Below are 13,546 nucleotides of genomic sequence, written 5' to 3' on the forward strand. Positions count from 1 at the left end.
CGACGGGCTCGGTGCAGCCGAGCGCCGGGGCCACTTCAAGGCGCAGGAGGTCCTTGACGGTGTAACTCATTGCTGTGTCCTTGCGGTGGAGTTGGGACAGGTCTCGCTCAGGGTGCAGACCGGGCAGCCGCCGTTATAGGGGAAGGGGGTGAAGACCGCGAACTTGCGGTTGATGGTGTTGTCCTCCTTCCACTCGATGCCGAGCTTGGCGGTGGCGTCCTTGACGCCCTGCGGTGCGCGGGGCAGCGGGGCGCAGGCCCCTTCCATCATTTCGGGGATGATGCTGCGCGCGGCGGTCATGACCATGCAGACCGCGAGGTTGTGGAAGGCCAGCCCGTAGGCCGGGGAGTCGTTCCAGATGTGGTCGATCTCCTCGTCCACGTCGCTGTCGAGAAAGAGCAGCACGTAGCCGTTGTCGCCTTCGGTGTTGGTCAGCTGAAACGCGCTCAGCTTGGTGACCCAGTCGTCCCAGCGCGGGGCGAATTCGTCCATGAGGTCCTGATCCAGTCTGGTCTCTCCGGTGAGTTCGGCATACATGAAGATGTCGAATTCCGGCTGGACCTTGATTTCTTCGATTGCATATTTGGGCACGGTTCTGACTCCTTGGGATCGTATTGTCGGCCGCAGTCTGAGTACCTTTTTTGCCGCAGCGGCACAAGTTTTGTGCGGCCTGCATTGCCATGGGCTGCAGGAGCATGTAAAAGGGAAATAGAACCGCAGAGATGGGCTGGCGAACGATCGTCCGGAACGCACAACGGCAACAGCAGCGGAGGGCAGATGGCGACAGAGACCGCGACACCCGGCGTCAGGAAACCGCTTCTGAGCCGGAACCTCACCCAACTCATGCTGGCAATTCTCATCGGCGTCCTTTCCGGATACGGCGCCATCCTCTTCAAATTTCTGCTCAAGTCCATGCAGTGGCTCTTCTACCAGCACGGCGAGGACTTTCTGGCCTACGCCTCGGAGATTCCGCTCTGGGCCAAGATTTCCATGCCTGCGGCGGGCGGACTCGTGGTCGGGCTCGTAGTGCATTTTTTTGCCAGCGAGGCCAAGGGGCACGGCGTTCCCGAGGTCATGCAGGCCATCGCCCTGCGCGACGGCCTGATCCGAAAGCGCGTGGCCGCGGCCAAGATTTTCGCCTCGGCCGTGACCATCGGCTCGGGCGGCTCGGTAGGGCGCGAAGGCCCATGGTGCAGATCGGGGCGTCCATCGGCTCCAGCATCGGGCAGGTCTTCAAGGTCCCCGGCAAGCACATGCGGACCATGATCGGCTGCGGCGCGGCGGCTGGTATCGCCGCCACCTTCAACGCGCCCATCGCGGGCGTGCTCTTCGCCCTTGAAATCATCATCGGCGACTGGGGCATGACTTCGTTCTCGCCCGTGGTGCTCTCCTCGGTCACGGCAACGGCCATCTCCCGATACTATTTCGGGGACTTCCCGGCTTTTGTCATCCCGGACTACGCGGTTGTTTCGCCGTGGGAGTACCTCATGTACCCCGCCCTCGGAATAGCCAGCGGGCTGGTGGCGCTCAGCTTCACCCGCATCCTCTACGCTTTCGAGGACGGCTTCGAGGCCGCGCGGTTCATGCCGGAATGGATCAAGCCCGCCATCGGCGGAGCCATGCTCGGCTGCGTGGTCATCTTCTACCCGGAAGCCTTCGGCGTGGGATACGGGGCCATGAACCTTTCGCTGACCAACAAGATGGGGTTCGCGGTCCTTTTCACGCTCATCTGGGTCAAGATACTGGCCTCGTCGCTGACACTGGGTCCGGCGGTTCGGGCGGCATCTTCGCGCCCTCGCTCTTCATCGGGGCCATGACCGGCGGGGCGTTCGGCTGCCTGATGAACATGGCCTTTCCGGGCATCACGGCCTCGCCCGGGGCATACGCCCTCGTCGGCATGGGCGGCGTGGTGGCAGGCACCACCTATGCGCCCATCACCGCGATCCTTATCATCTTCGAGATGACCGGAACCTATTCCATCATCCTGCCGCTCATGCTCACCTGCATCACCGCCGTTGTGCTCAACTCCACCATCAGCGAGGCGAGCATCTACACCATAAAGCTGCTGCGCCGGGGCATCGACATCACCGGCGGCCGGGAGCGCAACGTCCTGCAGCGCGTGCTGGTCAAGGAGTACATGAGCGACGCGGTTGTCACGGTGCCCGAGGGGGCCAGCCTCGAATCCATCATCTGGACATTCAAGACCGAGAACGCGCCGTATCTGCACGTGGTGAACGGTCAGGGCGTGCTGTCAGGCATCATCTCCTTCCGCGATATCAGGCCCGTGTTGCAGGAGGAAGGGCTGATGCAACTGCTCATTGCCAAGGACATCGCCACCCAGAACCCGGCCACGGTGCAGACCGAGGACACGCTCCAGACCGCGCTGGACATCATCACCAACAAGGGGGTCTCGCAGCTTCCGGTGGTCAGTGCGGACGGAACGCTCATCGGGTCGCTCACCGAGAGCACCATCAACGCCGCCTACGGGCAGGAACTGGTCAGGAAGGAACTCGCCGAGGAAACCTGACGGCGAAGACTATTCGGAATCGTCCGGGGAGGTCTCGTCAGGGGCTTCCCCGTTTTTTTCGGGATCAACGCGGGTGACGATGACCACGTAGTCGAGCACTTCGTTTACGCCGTCCACGTCGCGGGCCATGTCGAGGGCGTGGTCCTGAATAGCCTGCTCCGGGACAACGCCCATGACCACGGCCGTATTGCCGACCACGACAGCGTCGACGCGGGCAGGGTCGAGGGTTTTGTCCTTGGCCATGCGCGCGGCGAGAAAGCGGGTGCGGTCACGGTCGTGAATGGGGTTGTCCGAAGGGGGAAAGAAACGGCAGGTGAGGACGCGAAGCCCCTGCACGGAGCTTGCGATTTTGATGGCCCCGTCTGCCCATTTTTGGTGGGAGCCGGGCCGAAGAGGTAGCCGTGGCCGTCGTAGACGTTGGCGGTCAGCCCCGTGTAGCCGCGTATCAGCAGCCGCTCCCGGATGCGCCGGGCAAGCACCTGGTCGGTGCAGCCGTAGTCGCCGTGAAAGTCCACCCGGTCCTTGGGCGCGCTCTCGTCGATGAGTACGGCCACGTCATAGCCGGTCTTGGCCATGCCTGCCGCCTCGAACGCGGGCGCGGCCGCGCAGGCGCACAGAAGTGCTGCGGCAAGAAGGGCCGAGGCGGCGGCGATAATTCGGGCGGGTACTGTCATTGCGGCTTTCCGGTAATTGTCTGGAAAGGCACTACATCATGTCGGGCGCAGCGGTCAATCGAACTGCTTGAGCATCAGCAGGTACGGTTCGCCGGAGATGACCTGCCGGTCGACCTGCAGCAGCGCGGGTTTGTCCTTGAGAGATTTCCAGTGCCGTTCGCGCACGATGAGCGCCGCCTTGGGCGTCTTCGCCAGTTCCTGCTCGATGTCTTCCCATTGGTTGGACTCGTAGAGCTCCTGCTCGGAATAATAGGAGAATATGCCGGAGTAGATGCGCCATGCCATGGGGCGGTATCCGTCCTCGGCGTATTCCTTGAGCATGAGCGCCTGCCGCTTGGGGCTCATGGCGTTGTCCAGCGAGGGGGCCACGAGGGTCCCGACCGGCAGCAGCCAGAGCGTCACGGCCAGCGGCATGAACAGAAGCGGGGCGCGATAATCGCGGTCCTTGAGCATCCAGAGGATTCCGGCGCAGGCGATGAGCACCAGCCCGGCGATGCCCGTCGCCTTGAGCGGCACGAAACCGGGGTGAGGTCGCCGCCCACGAGCAACGCGCCGCCGAGAATGGCGAACAGCACGGCGACGGCACCGAACACGCGGGCTGTGCGTCGGGTTTCCCATCCGGAGAACGCCTCGGCGATGATGATGGCCAGCGGCGGGAACATGGGCAGGATATAGATCAGCACCTTGCCGGAGAGCGACGAGAGCAGCGTGAAAATGGCCGCAGCCATGATCCAGCAGTAGGCCACAGCCCCTGCCTTGTCGCGGTCCAGCAGCACGATGGACCAGAAATCGGCGGTCAGGAGCCGTTTGAAGCGCGCGCCCAGCAGGGCCAGAGTCCACGGCAGCCACGCCAGCGGCAGGGCGATGAAGTAGTACTGGAGCGGTTCCTTGTGATGGAAGGTGTTGGTGGCCCGTTGCAGGACGTGTTTTCCGAGTACCTGATTCATCAGGTAATCCGGGCCGCCCATGACCGCCACCACGCCGCCGATCCACGCGGCGAGCAGGGCCAGCATGGCGATGAGGCCGGTGAGCATGGGGCGGCAGAATATCTTTTTCAGTTCCCCGCGCCAGCCGAGGAAGAGGATGGTGGTCAGCAGCGGGAATATGAACCCGAGCGGTCCTTTGATGAGCGTGGCGATGGCCGCCAGCACGAAACCCCATACCGGCCACTGGCCCGGTTTATCCCCTTCGAAGGCGCGGAAGAAACAGGCGTGAGAGCCGATGATGAAGGCGCAGAAGAAGAGGTCCATGCGCGAGTAGTGGAAGAGCGCGCAAAGGAACAGGGAGCTGAGCAGGATGAGCGCGGCCCCGAGGCTGACGCTGCGTCCGGCCCTGAGCGTGCGGGCCAGCAGGTAGCCGGAGTAGACGAACAGCAGGCCGGAGAGCGCCGCGCCGATGAAGAAGACCGTGGGCATGTTCGCCGGGGTCAGTTTGTCGATGAGCCAGAGGAACCAGAAGTAGAGCGGCGGCTTGTCCGGGTAGGGTTGGCCGTTCAGGGCCAGCACCAGCCAGTCGCCCTTGAGCGCGAGGTTGCGGTAGGCGTCGGCGTAGCGGACCTCGTCGGAAAACCAGAGGGCGCGGTTGTTGAGGGAGTGAGCGGTCTGGGCCAGGACCGTCAGGGTCATGACCAGCCTGGGGTGCCGTTCACAGAAGCGCCAGATGCGGGAAACGATGTCGCTCATACGTTACTTCCGGGAAAAGGTGTAAATGGCCGCCATGGATACCGAACCGAGGAGCCATCCGAAGAAGACGTCGGTGGGGTGATGCCAGCCGAGATAGATTCTGGAAAAGCCCACGAGGGCGATGGCCACGCCCATGGCGAGGCTCAGCCACCAGCGGCCGCAGAAAAGCGCCAGCGCCCCGGCCGCGCCCGTGATCTCCGTGGTGTGCCCGGAGGGCAGGGAGTGATGGGTGCCGCCGTTTTCAATGGGCTGGAAGAACATGCCCTCGCCGGGCCGCGGTCTGCCGATGGTCATTTTCAGGAAGCGGACCGCCACCAGCGCCACGGCGAGCTGGACGATGATGTAGACGAAGACGAACCGCTTGGTGCGCCTGTCGCCCGTGCGCCATGCCACGATGAGCATGCCGAGGAAAATGGCGTAGAAGAACGGGTTGCCGAAGTTTGTCACGAAAGTGAAGAACTGGAGCAGTTCCGGGTTTGCTTCCCGGTGTGCCGCGAAATAGTTTACCACTTCCGGCTCGGTGTTGAACAGAAAAGCGATGGCCGCGAGAACGAGCAGCAGCGGCGCGGAGCTGAGGAGCCAGTCCAGAATGGGGCGGGCGCGGGTCATGGCGTCTCCGAAAAAGAGGGTTACTTGGAGTCCTGTCCGTTTTCCGGGTAGTCTTCCCACGTGTAGCGTTCCCATACCTCGCGGGATGCACCGAGCTCCTGCAGGATGTCATGCAGTTCGCGGCCTTCCTTTTTCCAGTACTTGTATTCGTGCTCGGCGCACAGGAACGGGATGACCAGATCGCCGTTTTCGTCGAGATAGGGTTTGCTCTTGTCCATGGATGGGGACCATTTCACGAAACCGCGGGGAATTCAAGATGCAAAGAGTGAGGCCCCCGACCGGAACCGCTCCGGCCAGGGGCCCCGCAACCTTGGACCATGACGAAATCTTATGCCGCCTGCTTGGGGCAGACGTGGCGATCCACCTCGCGAACCTTCTGCAGGATGGACTTGCTGATGCGCTTGAACTCGCTCAGGTCGCGCGGCTCGTAGGTGGCCTTGGCCCGGGTCAGTCCGGCGAGGTTGAGCGTCTCGTTGTAGAGGTACGGCAGGTAGACCGGGTTCTGCTTCACGAACATGTCCACCTGCGTCAGGGCCTGATGGATCTCCTTCTGGTTGTTGCGGCAGTTGCGGAAGAGCTTGGTGAGCCGCTTCTCGACGCGCCGCAGGGAGGAGGCCCACTCATGGCTGGCCGGGCGGATGTGGATGGGGTTGCTGATGTCGCGGCTGGCCTCGAAGTCGGCCATGAAGCGCTCCAGCGAGCCGGGGGCCGAGCTGAACGCGCCCTGCATGATCGCTTCCTCGAGCGTGACGCGACGGCTTCCGTTGATGGGCGCGCCCCCGCCGTAGACGTTGTAGATCGGGAAAGGGGCCTTCTTGAGGTCTTCCTCAAGGTCGCGCTTGGCGGTGAGGTACTGGGGCGTGGAGATGATCTCCTCGCCGTCCATGTTCTTGAGCTTCTGATGCCGCTTGGGATCAAACTCGAACTGCTTCCGGGTGGCGTGGTGGCCGTCCGAGTGCGAACGCTCGTTGATCCATGCGAAGTCCTGCCCCACCAGCGTGATGTGTCCAACACCGAGCCAGCGCAGCAGGCGGGCCAGCGTCAGGGAGACGTTACCGCCCGCGTCGAGCACCAGCTCGTGTTCGCGCATGAGGTAGGTGGCGAGGCCGCCGACCGTCCACATGGGCATCTTGGGGCCGGGGTATTGTTCCACGACCCACGGGTCGACCTTGGTGGAGTAGATGAGCGGCACGTCCTTGGCAAATTCGGGGTCGAGCCTGTCATAGATGCGGCGCATGGAGCCGTCGTAGTCGAGCGCCATGCACAGGTGCGGCTTCAGGCCGTGGGGCTGGAGAGCCGGCATGGTCTGCAGCGCCGTGGTGTAGAGGGCGTAGCCGGGATTCTCTGCCAGGGTTTTGGCGGAGTCGGCCAGCGAGGGGCCTGCGCCGAGGATGACCGCGCCCACGCCTGCCGCGCGTCCCTCCAGCGGCTTCATGGAGCCGCCGTGCAGGGCGCGCTGGAAATTCTTGAGCTCGTTGCCCACCATGACGTCCTGGCGGAAGCGCAGGGTGGTCAGTTCCAGCGAGAAGTTCTCCAGCCGTTCCTGACAAAGCCGGGTCCACTTGGCGTATTCCGGGCCGAGCTGGCGGCTGGCGGTGTCGCCGCGCAGGTGGATGTTGCCGTAGATGAACTGCAGGTCCATGTTTTTGACGATCTGCATGAAGTAGTCTTCGTTGGGCGGGCAGATGTGCAGCTTCTTGTTGGCGAAGAACGGGCGGTAATCTGTCTGGCCGAGGCAGGCCAGCAGCATTTCGGGCCGGGGTTCCACCACCACGATCTTGTGGCTGTCCGGGGAGTTGGCGAGCACGTGGTTCAGGCCGTAGCCCACGTTGCAGCCCACGATGACGGTGGCGCTGGTGTGCGGCTTGTCCTTGGGCGCCCACTCCTTGTAGAGAAGATTGGGCGGCATGGCGTCAAACATTCCGCGCCCTTCCTCGTTGTCGATCCGCCAGTCGAGGATGTCCCACTGATTTTTGAAAAGCCGCTCGTTCAGACGCTCGGGGTCGTACTCCTGCGAGGAGAGCCACATGTATACGGGCGGGCAGTAGTCCTTGAGCGCCTCTATGTTGTCCTTCAAAAACGGGTAGCCGATCATGGTTTCGTCCTTTGGTTGCGGTTCGGCCATGATAAATTCAAATAGCATGCCAGTTGCGCGCAACGCAAAATTGCCCTATTCTTTGCGGGCCCTGATTGGGGAAAAAGCACAGGATTCCGGGGGAATGAAATGGAAGAAGGCATTCTTGGCCTCATAGGCGACACTCCGCTGGTGGAAATCCGGCGGCTCAATCCGAACCCGCGTGTCAGGATTTTGGCCAAGCTGGAAACGGCCAATCCGGGCGGGTCGGTCAAGGACCGCGTCGCCTATGCCATGATCCGCCACGCGGAAGAAAGCGGCGAGCTCACTCCCGGCAAGATTCTCATCGAGGCCACCAGCGGCAATACGGGCATCGGCCTCGCCATGGTGGCCGCGGTCAAGGGCTACCCCATCCGGCTCATCATGCCCGAGACCGCCAGCGAAGAGCGCAAGATGATCATGCGCGCCTACGGGGCGGAGATCGAGCTGACGCCGGGGCACCTCGCCACGGACGGGGCCATTGAGCTGGCCTACCGCATGGCCCGCGAGGAGCCGGACAAGTACGTGCTGCTCGACCAGTACAACAACCCCGCCTGCATCGACGCCCACTATCACGGCACCGGGCTGGAAATCTGGGAGCAGACCGGCGGCGCGGTCACGCACGCCGTGGCCACGCTCGGTACCTCCGGCACGGCCATGGGCATGGCCAAACGCCTTCACGAGATGGGCGACGTGTTCGTGGCTGCGGTGGAACCCTACGAGGGCCACAAGATTCAGGGGCTCAAGAACATGCACGAGTCCTACCCGCCCGGCATCTATAATAAGAAATGGCTCGACGCCGTGCTGCGCGTGGACGACGAGACCGCCTTCGACCTCTGCCGCAGGCTGGCGGCCGAAGAGGGCATATTCGCGGGCATGAGCTCCGGCGCGGCCCTTGGTGGCGCGATCAAGCTGGCCGAGGAACTGGAGGAGGGCACCATCGTGGTGCTCTTCCCGGACGGCGGCGAGCGGTACCTGAGCACGCCGCTCTTTGCGCCCAAGGCACGGCAGGGCGTCTGCGTCTACGACGTTGCGCGTTCCGAAAAGACCTTTGTGCAGACCGCCGAGGGCACCGGCATCTATACCATGGGGCCGAGCCTCGACAATCCCGGCGGGCTTGATTCGTGGCGCAGGGTCGTGCTGGCCGACGTGCTCTCCCGGCATCTGGCCGCCCGGGGCGTGGAGGCCGTCCCCGTGGCCGGGCTGGCCGATATGGATGACCGCACTCTGGCAGCCGCGCGCGAGGCCAGTGTGTCGCGGCAGCAGTATGCGGGCGAGGTCCGCGAGAAGCTGCGCGAGACCGCCGAACGCATGGGCGTCACGGACCGTATTCTTTTCCCGCTCTCGGGCGACTCCGAGACCACGGCGCTGGAGCTGTGCAGAAAGATGCTCGGCAAGGGGCTCGCCTACGAGAAGCTCCGCAGCGTCTACTTCGACGTGTTCCGCGACCCGCGTTACGGGGCCTTCGGGCTTCAGGATGTGGAGCGGCTTTCCGCTGGCAAGACAGTGGACCTTGACGCCTACGTGAAGGACAATCCCTTTGATTTTACGCTGCTCAAGCGAGCAACTCTGCTGGACCTCAAGCTCGGCGACGTTCTGGAGACCGAGTGGGGCAACGTGCGGCCGAGCTGGTTCTTGCAGCATGCGGCCACCGCCACGGACGCCGCGCCGCGCACCGACGTGTTCATCGGCAGCGAGTCGCACCGTTTTCCGCATCTGGAGAACCTGCGGGCCATCTGGAGCACTGCGCGCCGCGAGGTGCAGGCGTGGATGGTGACCAACCACGTTTCCGAAGACGGCGAGGGCGGGCTTGACGCGGTTGTCGAGGCCCTTGGCAGCGAACATGCCGCCCGGCTCTGGCTGCTCTCGTCCCATTACCGCAAGCCGCTGGCAGCCGGTGCGGAAAACCTGACCATGTGGGCGCGTAACTGGAAGCGGGTGCAGGAAACCGCCGCGACCCTCTCCGCCCGACAGGACGCGCCCGGCGACGCCGTGCCCGAGGAAGCCGAGCAGGCGGTCTTCGACCTCAACGCCGCCTTCCGTGAGGCCATGGACGACGACCTTTCGTTGCACCACTTCTGGCCCGCGCTCTTCACCTTCGTGAAAAAGGCCAACGCGCTTGCCTCCGGCGGAAATACGGACGGGGCCGCAGTCCGGCTCTGCCTTGAAGCGCTCCTTGCCATCGACGACACCCTCCGCGTGCTCGACCGCGCCGCGCTGCCCGTCCCGCTGGGCGAACTGCCCGAAGACGTGCGCGGACTGGTGGCCGACCGCCAGAAGGCGCGTTCCAACAAGGATTACGCGGAGTCCGACCAACTGCGCGACGCGCTGGCCGAGGCCGGGTACCGCGTCGAGGACACCCCGACCGGGCCGCGCGTGATTCCCCTCTAGCCTTCCACGTCTTCTCGCATTTTAGCCCTTCCGTAGGGCGTCCGCCATCCGGCATGTCATTTCATGTCGAACCTATTGCTTTGTATTGTGTAAAACCTTTCCAATTCTTTCTACGTGGACATTTATTATTCACTGATGCATGATATAAATTGATACCTATTCTTTGGCCGGAGGAACAGTATGCGGATAGGATTCAAGATTGCCGGGATGATCGTCGCGCTCCTTCTAATAACGAGCGCCGGGATTCTCGGTGTCATCTATTGGCAGAGTGACCGGATCGACAGCCGCCTGACCGAGCAGTTCGACAGGCAGGCGAAAGAGGAAGTGGCGTTGGCCGTTTCCGATGCCGGAAAGCTGATAGCCACCCAGCACGCCACGCTTCAGAAACAGCTTGAAAGCGCAATGAACGTGCTTGAGTACATAGCGGCAGAAAACGGCGGTCTCGGGCTGGGAAGCGATACCGAGACGTGGACCGCGGTGAACCAGATAACCAAACAATCTTCCTCGGTTGACCTGTCTCGGGTTGTCATGGGCGACAGGTGGTTGGGCATGAACGCCGACGCCTCGGTTGCGACCCCGCTTGTGGATACCGTGCAGGAGCTCACCGGCGCGACATGTACCATCTTTCAGCGCATGAACGAGAAGGGCGACCTTTTGCGTGTGGCCACGAACATCCTCAAGAACGACGGCAACCGTGCCATCGGGACGTACATCCCTGCGTCCAGCCCGGTGGCCCAGACCATCCGCAGCGGTGAGACCTACCGGGGCACCGCCTACGTGGTCAACGCGTGGTATCTGACCCAGTACAAGCCCATGCTGGATGAATCCGGTCGCGTGATCGGCTGTATTTATGTCGGCGTGTTGCAGGAGGGTGTTGCCGAACTGCGAAGCGGTCTGAACTCCGTGACGCTGGGCGACACAGGATTCCTTTCGGTGCTTGGCGGCAGCGGCCGCGACAAGGGCGTGGTCAAGCTGCACAAAAACGGGGAGCTTGAAGGCCGGAATATCCTGAGCGGTGAGGGCGAGACCGCCTCCGTACTGAACCGTCTGCTGGAGCAGGCTGTGGAGCAACCCGGTGAACCCGTCACCGTTGTGAACTCCGTGCCGCAGCCCGGAGAATCGGAAGCCAGGGAGACTATCTTCTCGGCGCTGTATTTCGAGCCGTGGAACTGGGTCATCGTCGGCAACGCGTTTGTGGAAGAGTTCATGGAGGGACGCCGGGCAGCCAACGAGGCCCTTGGCAGCTCCCAAAGCTGGTCCTTGGGCATCGGGCTGTTCATGATTCTCATCGGCGCAGTTGCTGGCATCCTCTTTGCCGGGCGGATTACCGGGCGACTGAACATGGTCATGGACACGCTCAACCGCATCAACGGCGGCGACCTTTCCGAAAAGCGGCTGCCCATGGCCGAACCTGTTGAGCGGTCCGGTCTGCGCGGCAGGCTGATCGGGGATGAGCTGTTGGAACTCGGGTACGTGCTCTCGGCCATGAACCGCCGGTTGAACGAGATTATCAACGTGGTCAACCGCAACGCGGGGAGTGTGGCCCAAGGCAGCGTGGAACTGGCGTCCACCTCCCAGTCCCTTTCCGAGAGTGCATCCAATCAGGCTGCCAACGTGGAGGAGATATCCGCCTCCATGGAGCAGATCAACAGCAGCATCCAGCACAATACGGAAAATGCTACAAAGACCGAAGGCGTGGCCCACAAGGCGGCCGAAGATGCCAAGGTCGGCGGCGAAGCGGTGCGCAAGACCGTCGCGGCCATGGAACAGATCGCGGAAAAGATCACCATTGTCGAGGAGATCGCCCGGCAGACCAATCTGCTGGCCTTGAACGCTGCCATCGAGGCTGCCCGTGCCGGCGAACACGGCAAGGGCTTCGCCGTTGTTGCTGCCGAGGTCCGCAAGTTGGCGGAGCGTTCCGGCCATGCCGCTGCCGAGATCAGCGAACTCTCGTCCCACAGCGTGGGTGTTGCCAACGAGGCCGGACGCATGCTCGACAAGATGGTGCCGGACATTCTGGAGACCACCGAGAGCATCAAGGAAATATCCCGCGCCAGCGTGGAGCAGAACAGCGGCGCGTCGCAGATAAGCAATGCGCTCGGCGATCTTGACTCCGCAGTGCAGCAGGGAGCGTCCGAGGCAGAGGAGGTGGCTGCCGCATCCAAGGAGCTGGCCGCCAATTCCGAAGCCCTGCTCGACGCCATCGGCTACTTCCGGGTGGACGACACCGGCTCCATCAAGGCGTTGCCGCGCTAACCGGCCCAACAAAACACGAAGCCCCCCGCCGCATGGTGCGACGGGGGGGCTTTATCGTTTTCAGCCGGGCTATTCGAAGAGGGCTTCGTACTTTTCGTAACCTTCCTCTCCCAGCCTGTCCTTGTGGATGAATCGCAGCGCCGCGGAGTTGATGCAATAGCGCAGTCCGGTGGGTGGCGGGCCGTCCTCGAAAACGTGGCCGAGGTGCGAGTCCGCCTTTCTAGAGCGCACCTCCGTGCGGGTCATGAACAGGGAGCGGTCCTGATGTTCTGTGACGCTTGCCGGTTCGAGCGGGCGGGTGAAGCTTGGCCAGCCCGTGCCGGAGTCGAACTTGTCCTTGGAGCTGAAGAGCGGCTCGCCCGAGACCACGTCCACATAGATGCCCGGCTCGTGGTTGTCCCAGTATTCATTGTTGAAGGCCGGTTCCGTTCCGTCCTCCTGCGTGACCTTGTACTGCATTTCGGTCAGACGGCTGCGCAGCTCCTGAGCGCCTGGCTTTTCAAAAGAGGAGGTGTTTCCCTTCGTCACTGGCAGCTTGGCGTCGCCCCAGTGTTCCTCGGTAAACCGGTCCCGGCCCGAGAAGAAGCGGTACGTCTTGTATCGCACCGGGTTATGCTTGTAGTAATCCTGATGGTATTCTTCTGCTTCGTAGAAGCTGGTGAACGGTTCAAGGCTGGTGGCAACGGGCTTTTCGAACCGTCCCGATTCGTTCAGCCGCTTGATGGATTCCTCGGCGATGCGCTTCTGCTCTTCGTTGTGGTAGAAAATGGCGGAGGTGTACTGAAAGCCGCGATCACCAAAAGAACCGCTGGCATCCGTGGGGTCGTGGTGCCTCCAGAATGCTTCGAGGATGGTCGCGAAGGAGATTTGGTCCGGGTCGTAATAGACCTGAACCGCCTCACGGTGCTTGGTGCCGCCAGAGCTGACCTGCTCGTAGGAAGGGTTTTCCACCTCGCCGCCAGTATACCCGGAAACGGCCTTTATGACGCCCGGAACCTTTTCCATGTCTGCTTCAACACACCAGAAGCAGCCACCGGCAAGGGTTGCTACGGCGGTGTTTGTCGGTTCGCTCATTGCTGCCTCCTTGAGGCTTTGTTTGGATACCGCGATACCCGCGATGAGACAGAGCATCGCTGACGCTGAAAACAGAATTTTCCATATGGTGCGCATGCCTATTCTCCCGCTTTGTGGTAATAGTTCTCAGATTAAAGTATGGTTTTTCTGAAAAATGTCAATGCGGGGGTAAAGGTTTGGTGAAAATGTCCGAACAGATTAGTGAACCTAAGGAAAAAGC

The 13,546-nt window shown here is 62.5% G+C and carries 11 protein-coding genes and 1 pseudogene; 4 read left to right on the forward strand and 8 right to left on the reverse strand.

The genetic code is table 11. From position 1 onward, the window contains the following. Positions 1 to 66 precede the first annotated feature (66 nt). Positions 67 to 591 carry a hypothetical protein gene (locus JCM12178_RS08215; protein WP_054650400.1) on the reverse strand — a complete coding sequence of 175 codons (525 nt, stop codon included), beginning with the start codon at positions 589 to 591 and terminating at the stop codon, positions 67 to 69. 399 nt (positions 592 to 990) lie between these two features. On the opposite strand from JCM12178_RS08215, the pseudogene JCM12178_RS08220 reads away from it, so the two are divergent. Next, positions 991 to 2,227: pseudogene (locus JCM12178_RS08220) on the forward strand (chloride channel protein); the annotation flags it as partial. A 78-nt stretch (positions 2,228 to 2,305) separates the two neighbouring features. Continuing rightward, positions 2,306 to 2,527, forward strand: coding sequence for a CBS domain-containing protein (locus JCM12178_RS19580; protein ID WP_245628684.1), 222 nt, complete (start codon positions 2,306 to 2,308; stop codon positions 2,525 to 2,527). A gap of 9 nt (positions 2,528 to 2,536) precedes the next feature. On the opposite strand, the gene JCM12178_RS08225 is transcribed toward JCM12178_RS19580, so the two are convergent. From JCM12178_RS08225 to JCM12178_RS08245, 6 genes are all read right to left on the reverse strand, one after another. Next, positions 2,537 to 2,863 carry a BON domain-containing protein gene (locus JCM12178_RS08225; protein WP_054650402.1) on the reverse strand — a complete coding sequence of 109 codons (327 nt, stop codon included), beginning with the start codon at positions 2,861 to 2,863 and terminating at the stop codon, positions 2,537 to 2,539. Positions 2,864 to 3,255: 392 nt separating this feature from the next. Continuing rightward, a complete protein-coding gene (locus JCM12178_RS19585) occupies positions 3,256 to 3,717 on the reverse strand; it encodes a hypothetical protein (protein WP_245628680.1) in 462 nt (153 codons plus the stop codon). Next, on the reverse strand, positions 3,600 to 4,883 hold the full coding sequence (locus JCM12178_RS08230; protein WP_245628681.1) for an ArnT family glycosyltransferase: 1,284 nt from the start codon (positions 4,881 to 4,883) through the stop codon (positions 3,600 to 3,602). The genes JCM12178_RS19585 and JCM12178_RS08230 overlap by 118 nt, the downstream gene beginning before the upstream one ends. Before the next feature lie 3 nt (positions 4,884 to 4,886). Beyond that, the gene (locus tag JCM12178_RS08235; protein WP_054650404.1) at positions 4,887 to 5,492 is read right to left on the reverse strand and encodes a phosphatase PAP2 family protein; all 606 of its coding nucleotides are present in this window, start codon (positions 5,490 to 5,492) and stop codon (positions 4,887 to 4,889) included. 20 nt (positions 5,493 to 5,512) lie between these two features. After that, the gene (locus JCM12178_RS08240; protein ID WP_083465820.1) at positions 5,513 to 5,728 is read right to left on the reverse strand and encodes a hypothetical protein; all 216 of its coding nucleotides are present in this window, start codon (positions 5,726 to 5,728) and stop codon (positions 5,513 to 5,515) included. A 92-nt stretch (positions 5,729 to 5,820) separates the two neighbouring features. After that, positions 5,821 to 7,617, reverse strand: coding sequence for a motility associated factor glycosyltransferase family protein (locus tag JCM12178_RS08245; protein WP_369404484.1), 1,797 nt, complete (start codon positions 7,615 to 7,617; stop codon positions 5,821 to 5,823). Between the two features lie 99 nt (positions 7,618 to 7,716). Here JCM12178_RS08245 and JCM12178_RS08250 point away from each other — a divergent pair, with 99 nt between their 5' ends. Together JCM12178_RS08250 and JCM12178_RS08255 are read left to right on the forward strand one after the other, a co-directional pair. Beyond that, positions 7,717 to 9,996 carry a cysteine synthase gene (locus JCM12178_RS08250; RefSeq protein WP_054650407.1) on the forward strand — a complete coding sequence of 760 codons (2,280 nt, stop codon included), beginning with the start codon at positions 7,717 to 7,719 and terminating at the stop codon, positions 9,994 to 9,996. 180 nt (positions 9,997 to 10,176) lie between these two features. Continuing rightward, positions 10,177 to 12,252 carry a methyl-accepting chemotaxis protein gene (locus JCM12178_RS08255; protein ID WP_054650409.1) on the forward strand — a complete coding sequence of 692 codons (2,076 nt, stop codon included), beginning with the start codon at positions 10,177 to 10,179 and terminating at the stop codon, positions 12,250 to 12,252. Between the two features lie 69 nt (positions 12,253 to 12,321). Here the strand turns inward: JCM12178_RS08255 and msrB are convergent, their stop codons facing one another. Beyond that, the gene (msrB, locus tag JCM12178_RS08260) at positions 12,322 to 13,422 is read right to left on the reverse strand and encodes a peptide-methionine (R)-S-oxide reductase MsrB (protein ID WP_083465821.1); all 1,101 of its coding nucleotides are present in this window, start codon (positions 13,420 to 13,422) and stop codon (positions 12,322 to 12,324) included. Positions 13,423 to 13,546: the final 124 nt, after the last annotated feature.

Origin of the sequence: Salidesulfovibrio brasiliensis JCM 12178, assembly GCF_001311825.1 — a bacterium.
Classification (GTDB): Bacteria; Desulfobacterota; Desulfovibrionia; order Desulfovibrionales; family Desulfovibrionaceae; genus Pseudodesulfovibrio; species Pseudodesulfovibrio brasiliensis.

Bases quoted from the DNA above. Each gene is read 5' to 3' on its own strand.
- JCM12178_RS19580 (WP_245628684.1), top strand. From the start codon at position 2,306: ATGCAACTGCTCATTGCCAAGGACATCGCCACCCAGAACCCGGCCACG.
- JCM12178_RS08230 (WP_245628681.1), bottom strand. From the start codon at position 4,883: ATGAGCGACATCGTTTCCCGCATCTGGCGCTTCTGTGAACGGCACCCC.
- JCM12178_RS08235 (WP_054650404.1), bottom strand. From the start codon at position 5,492: ATGACCCGCGCCCGCCCCATTCTGGACTGGCTCCTCAGCTCCGCGCCG.
- JCM12178_RS08245 (WP_369404484.1), bottom strand. From the start codon at position 7,617: ATGGCCGAACCGCAACCAAAGGACGAAACCATGATCGGCTACCCGTTT.
- JCM12178_RS08250 (WP_054650407.1), top strand. From the start codon at position 7,717: ATGGAAGAAGGCATTCTTGGCCTCATAGGCGACACTCCGCTGGTGGAA.
- JCM12178_RS08255 (WP_054650409.1), top strand. From the start codon at position 10,177: ATGCGGATAGGATTCAAGATTGCCGGGATGATCGTCGCGCTCCTTCTA.
- msrB (WP_083465821.1), bottom strand. From the start codon at position 13,422: ATGCGCACCATATGGAAAATTCTGTTTTCAGCGTCAGCGATGCTCTGT.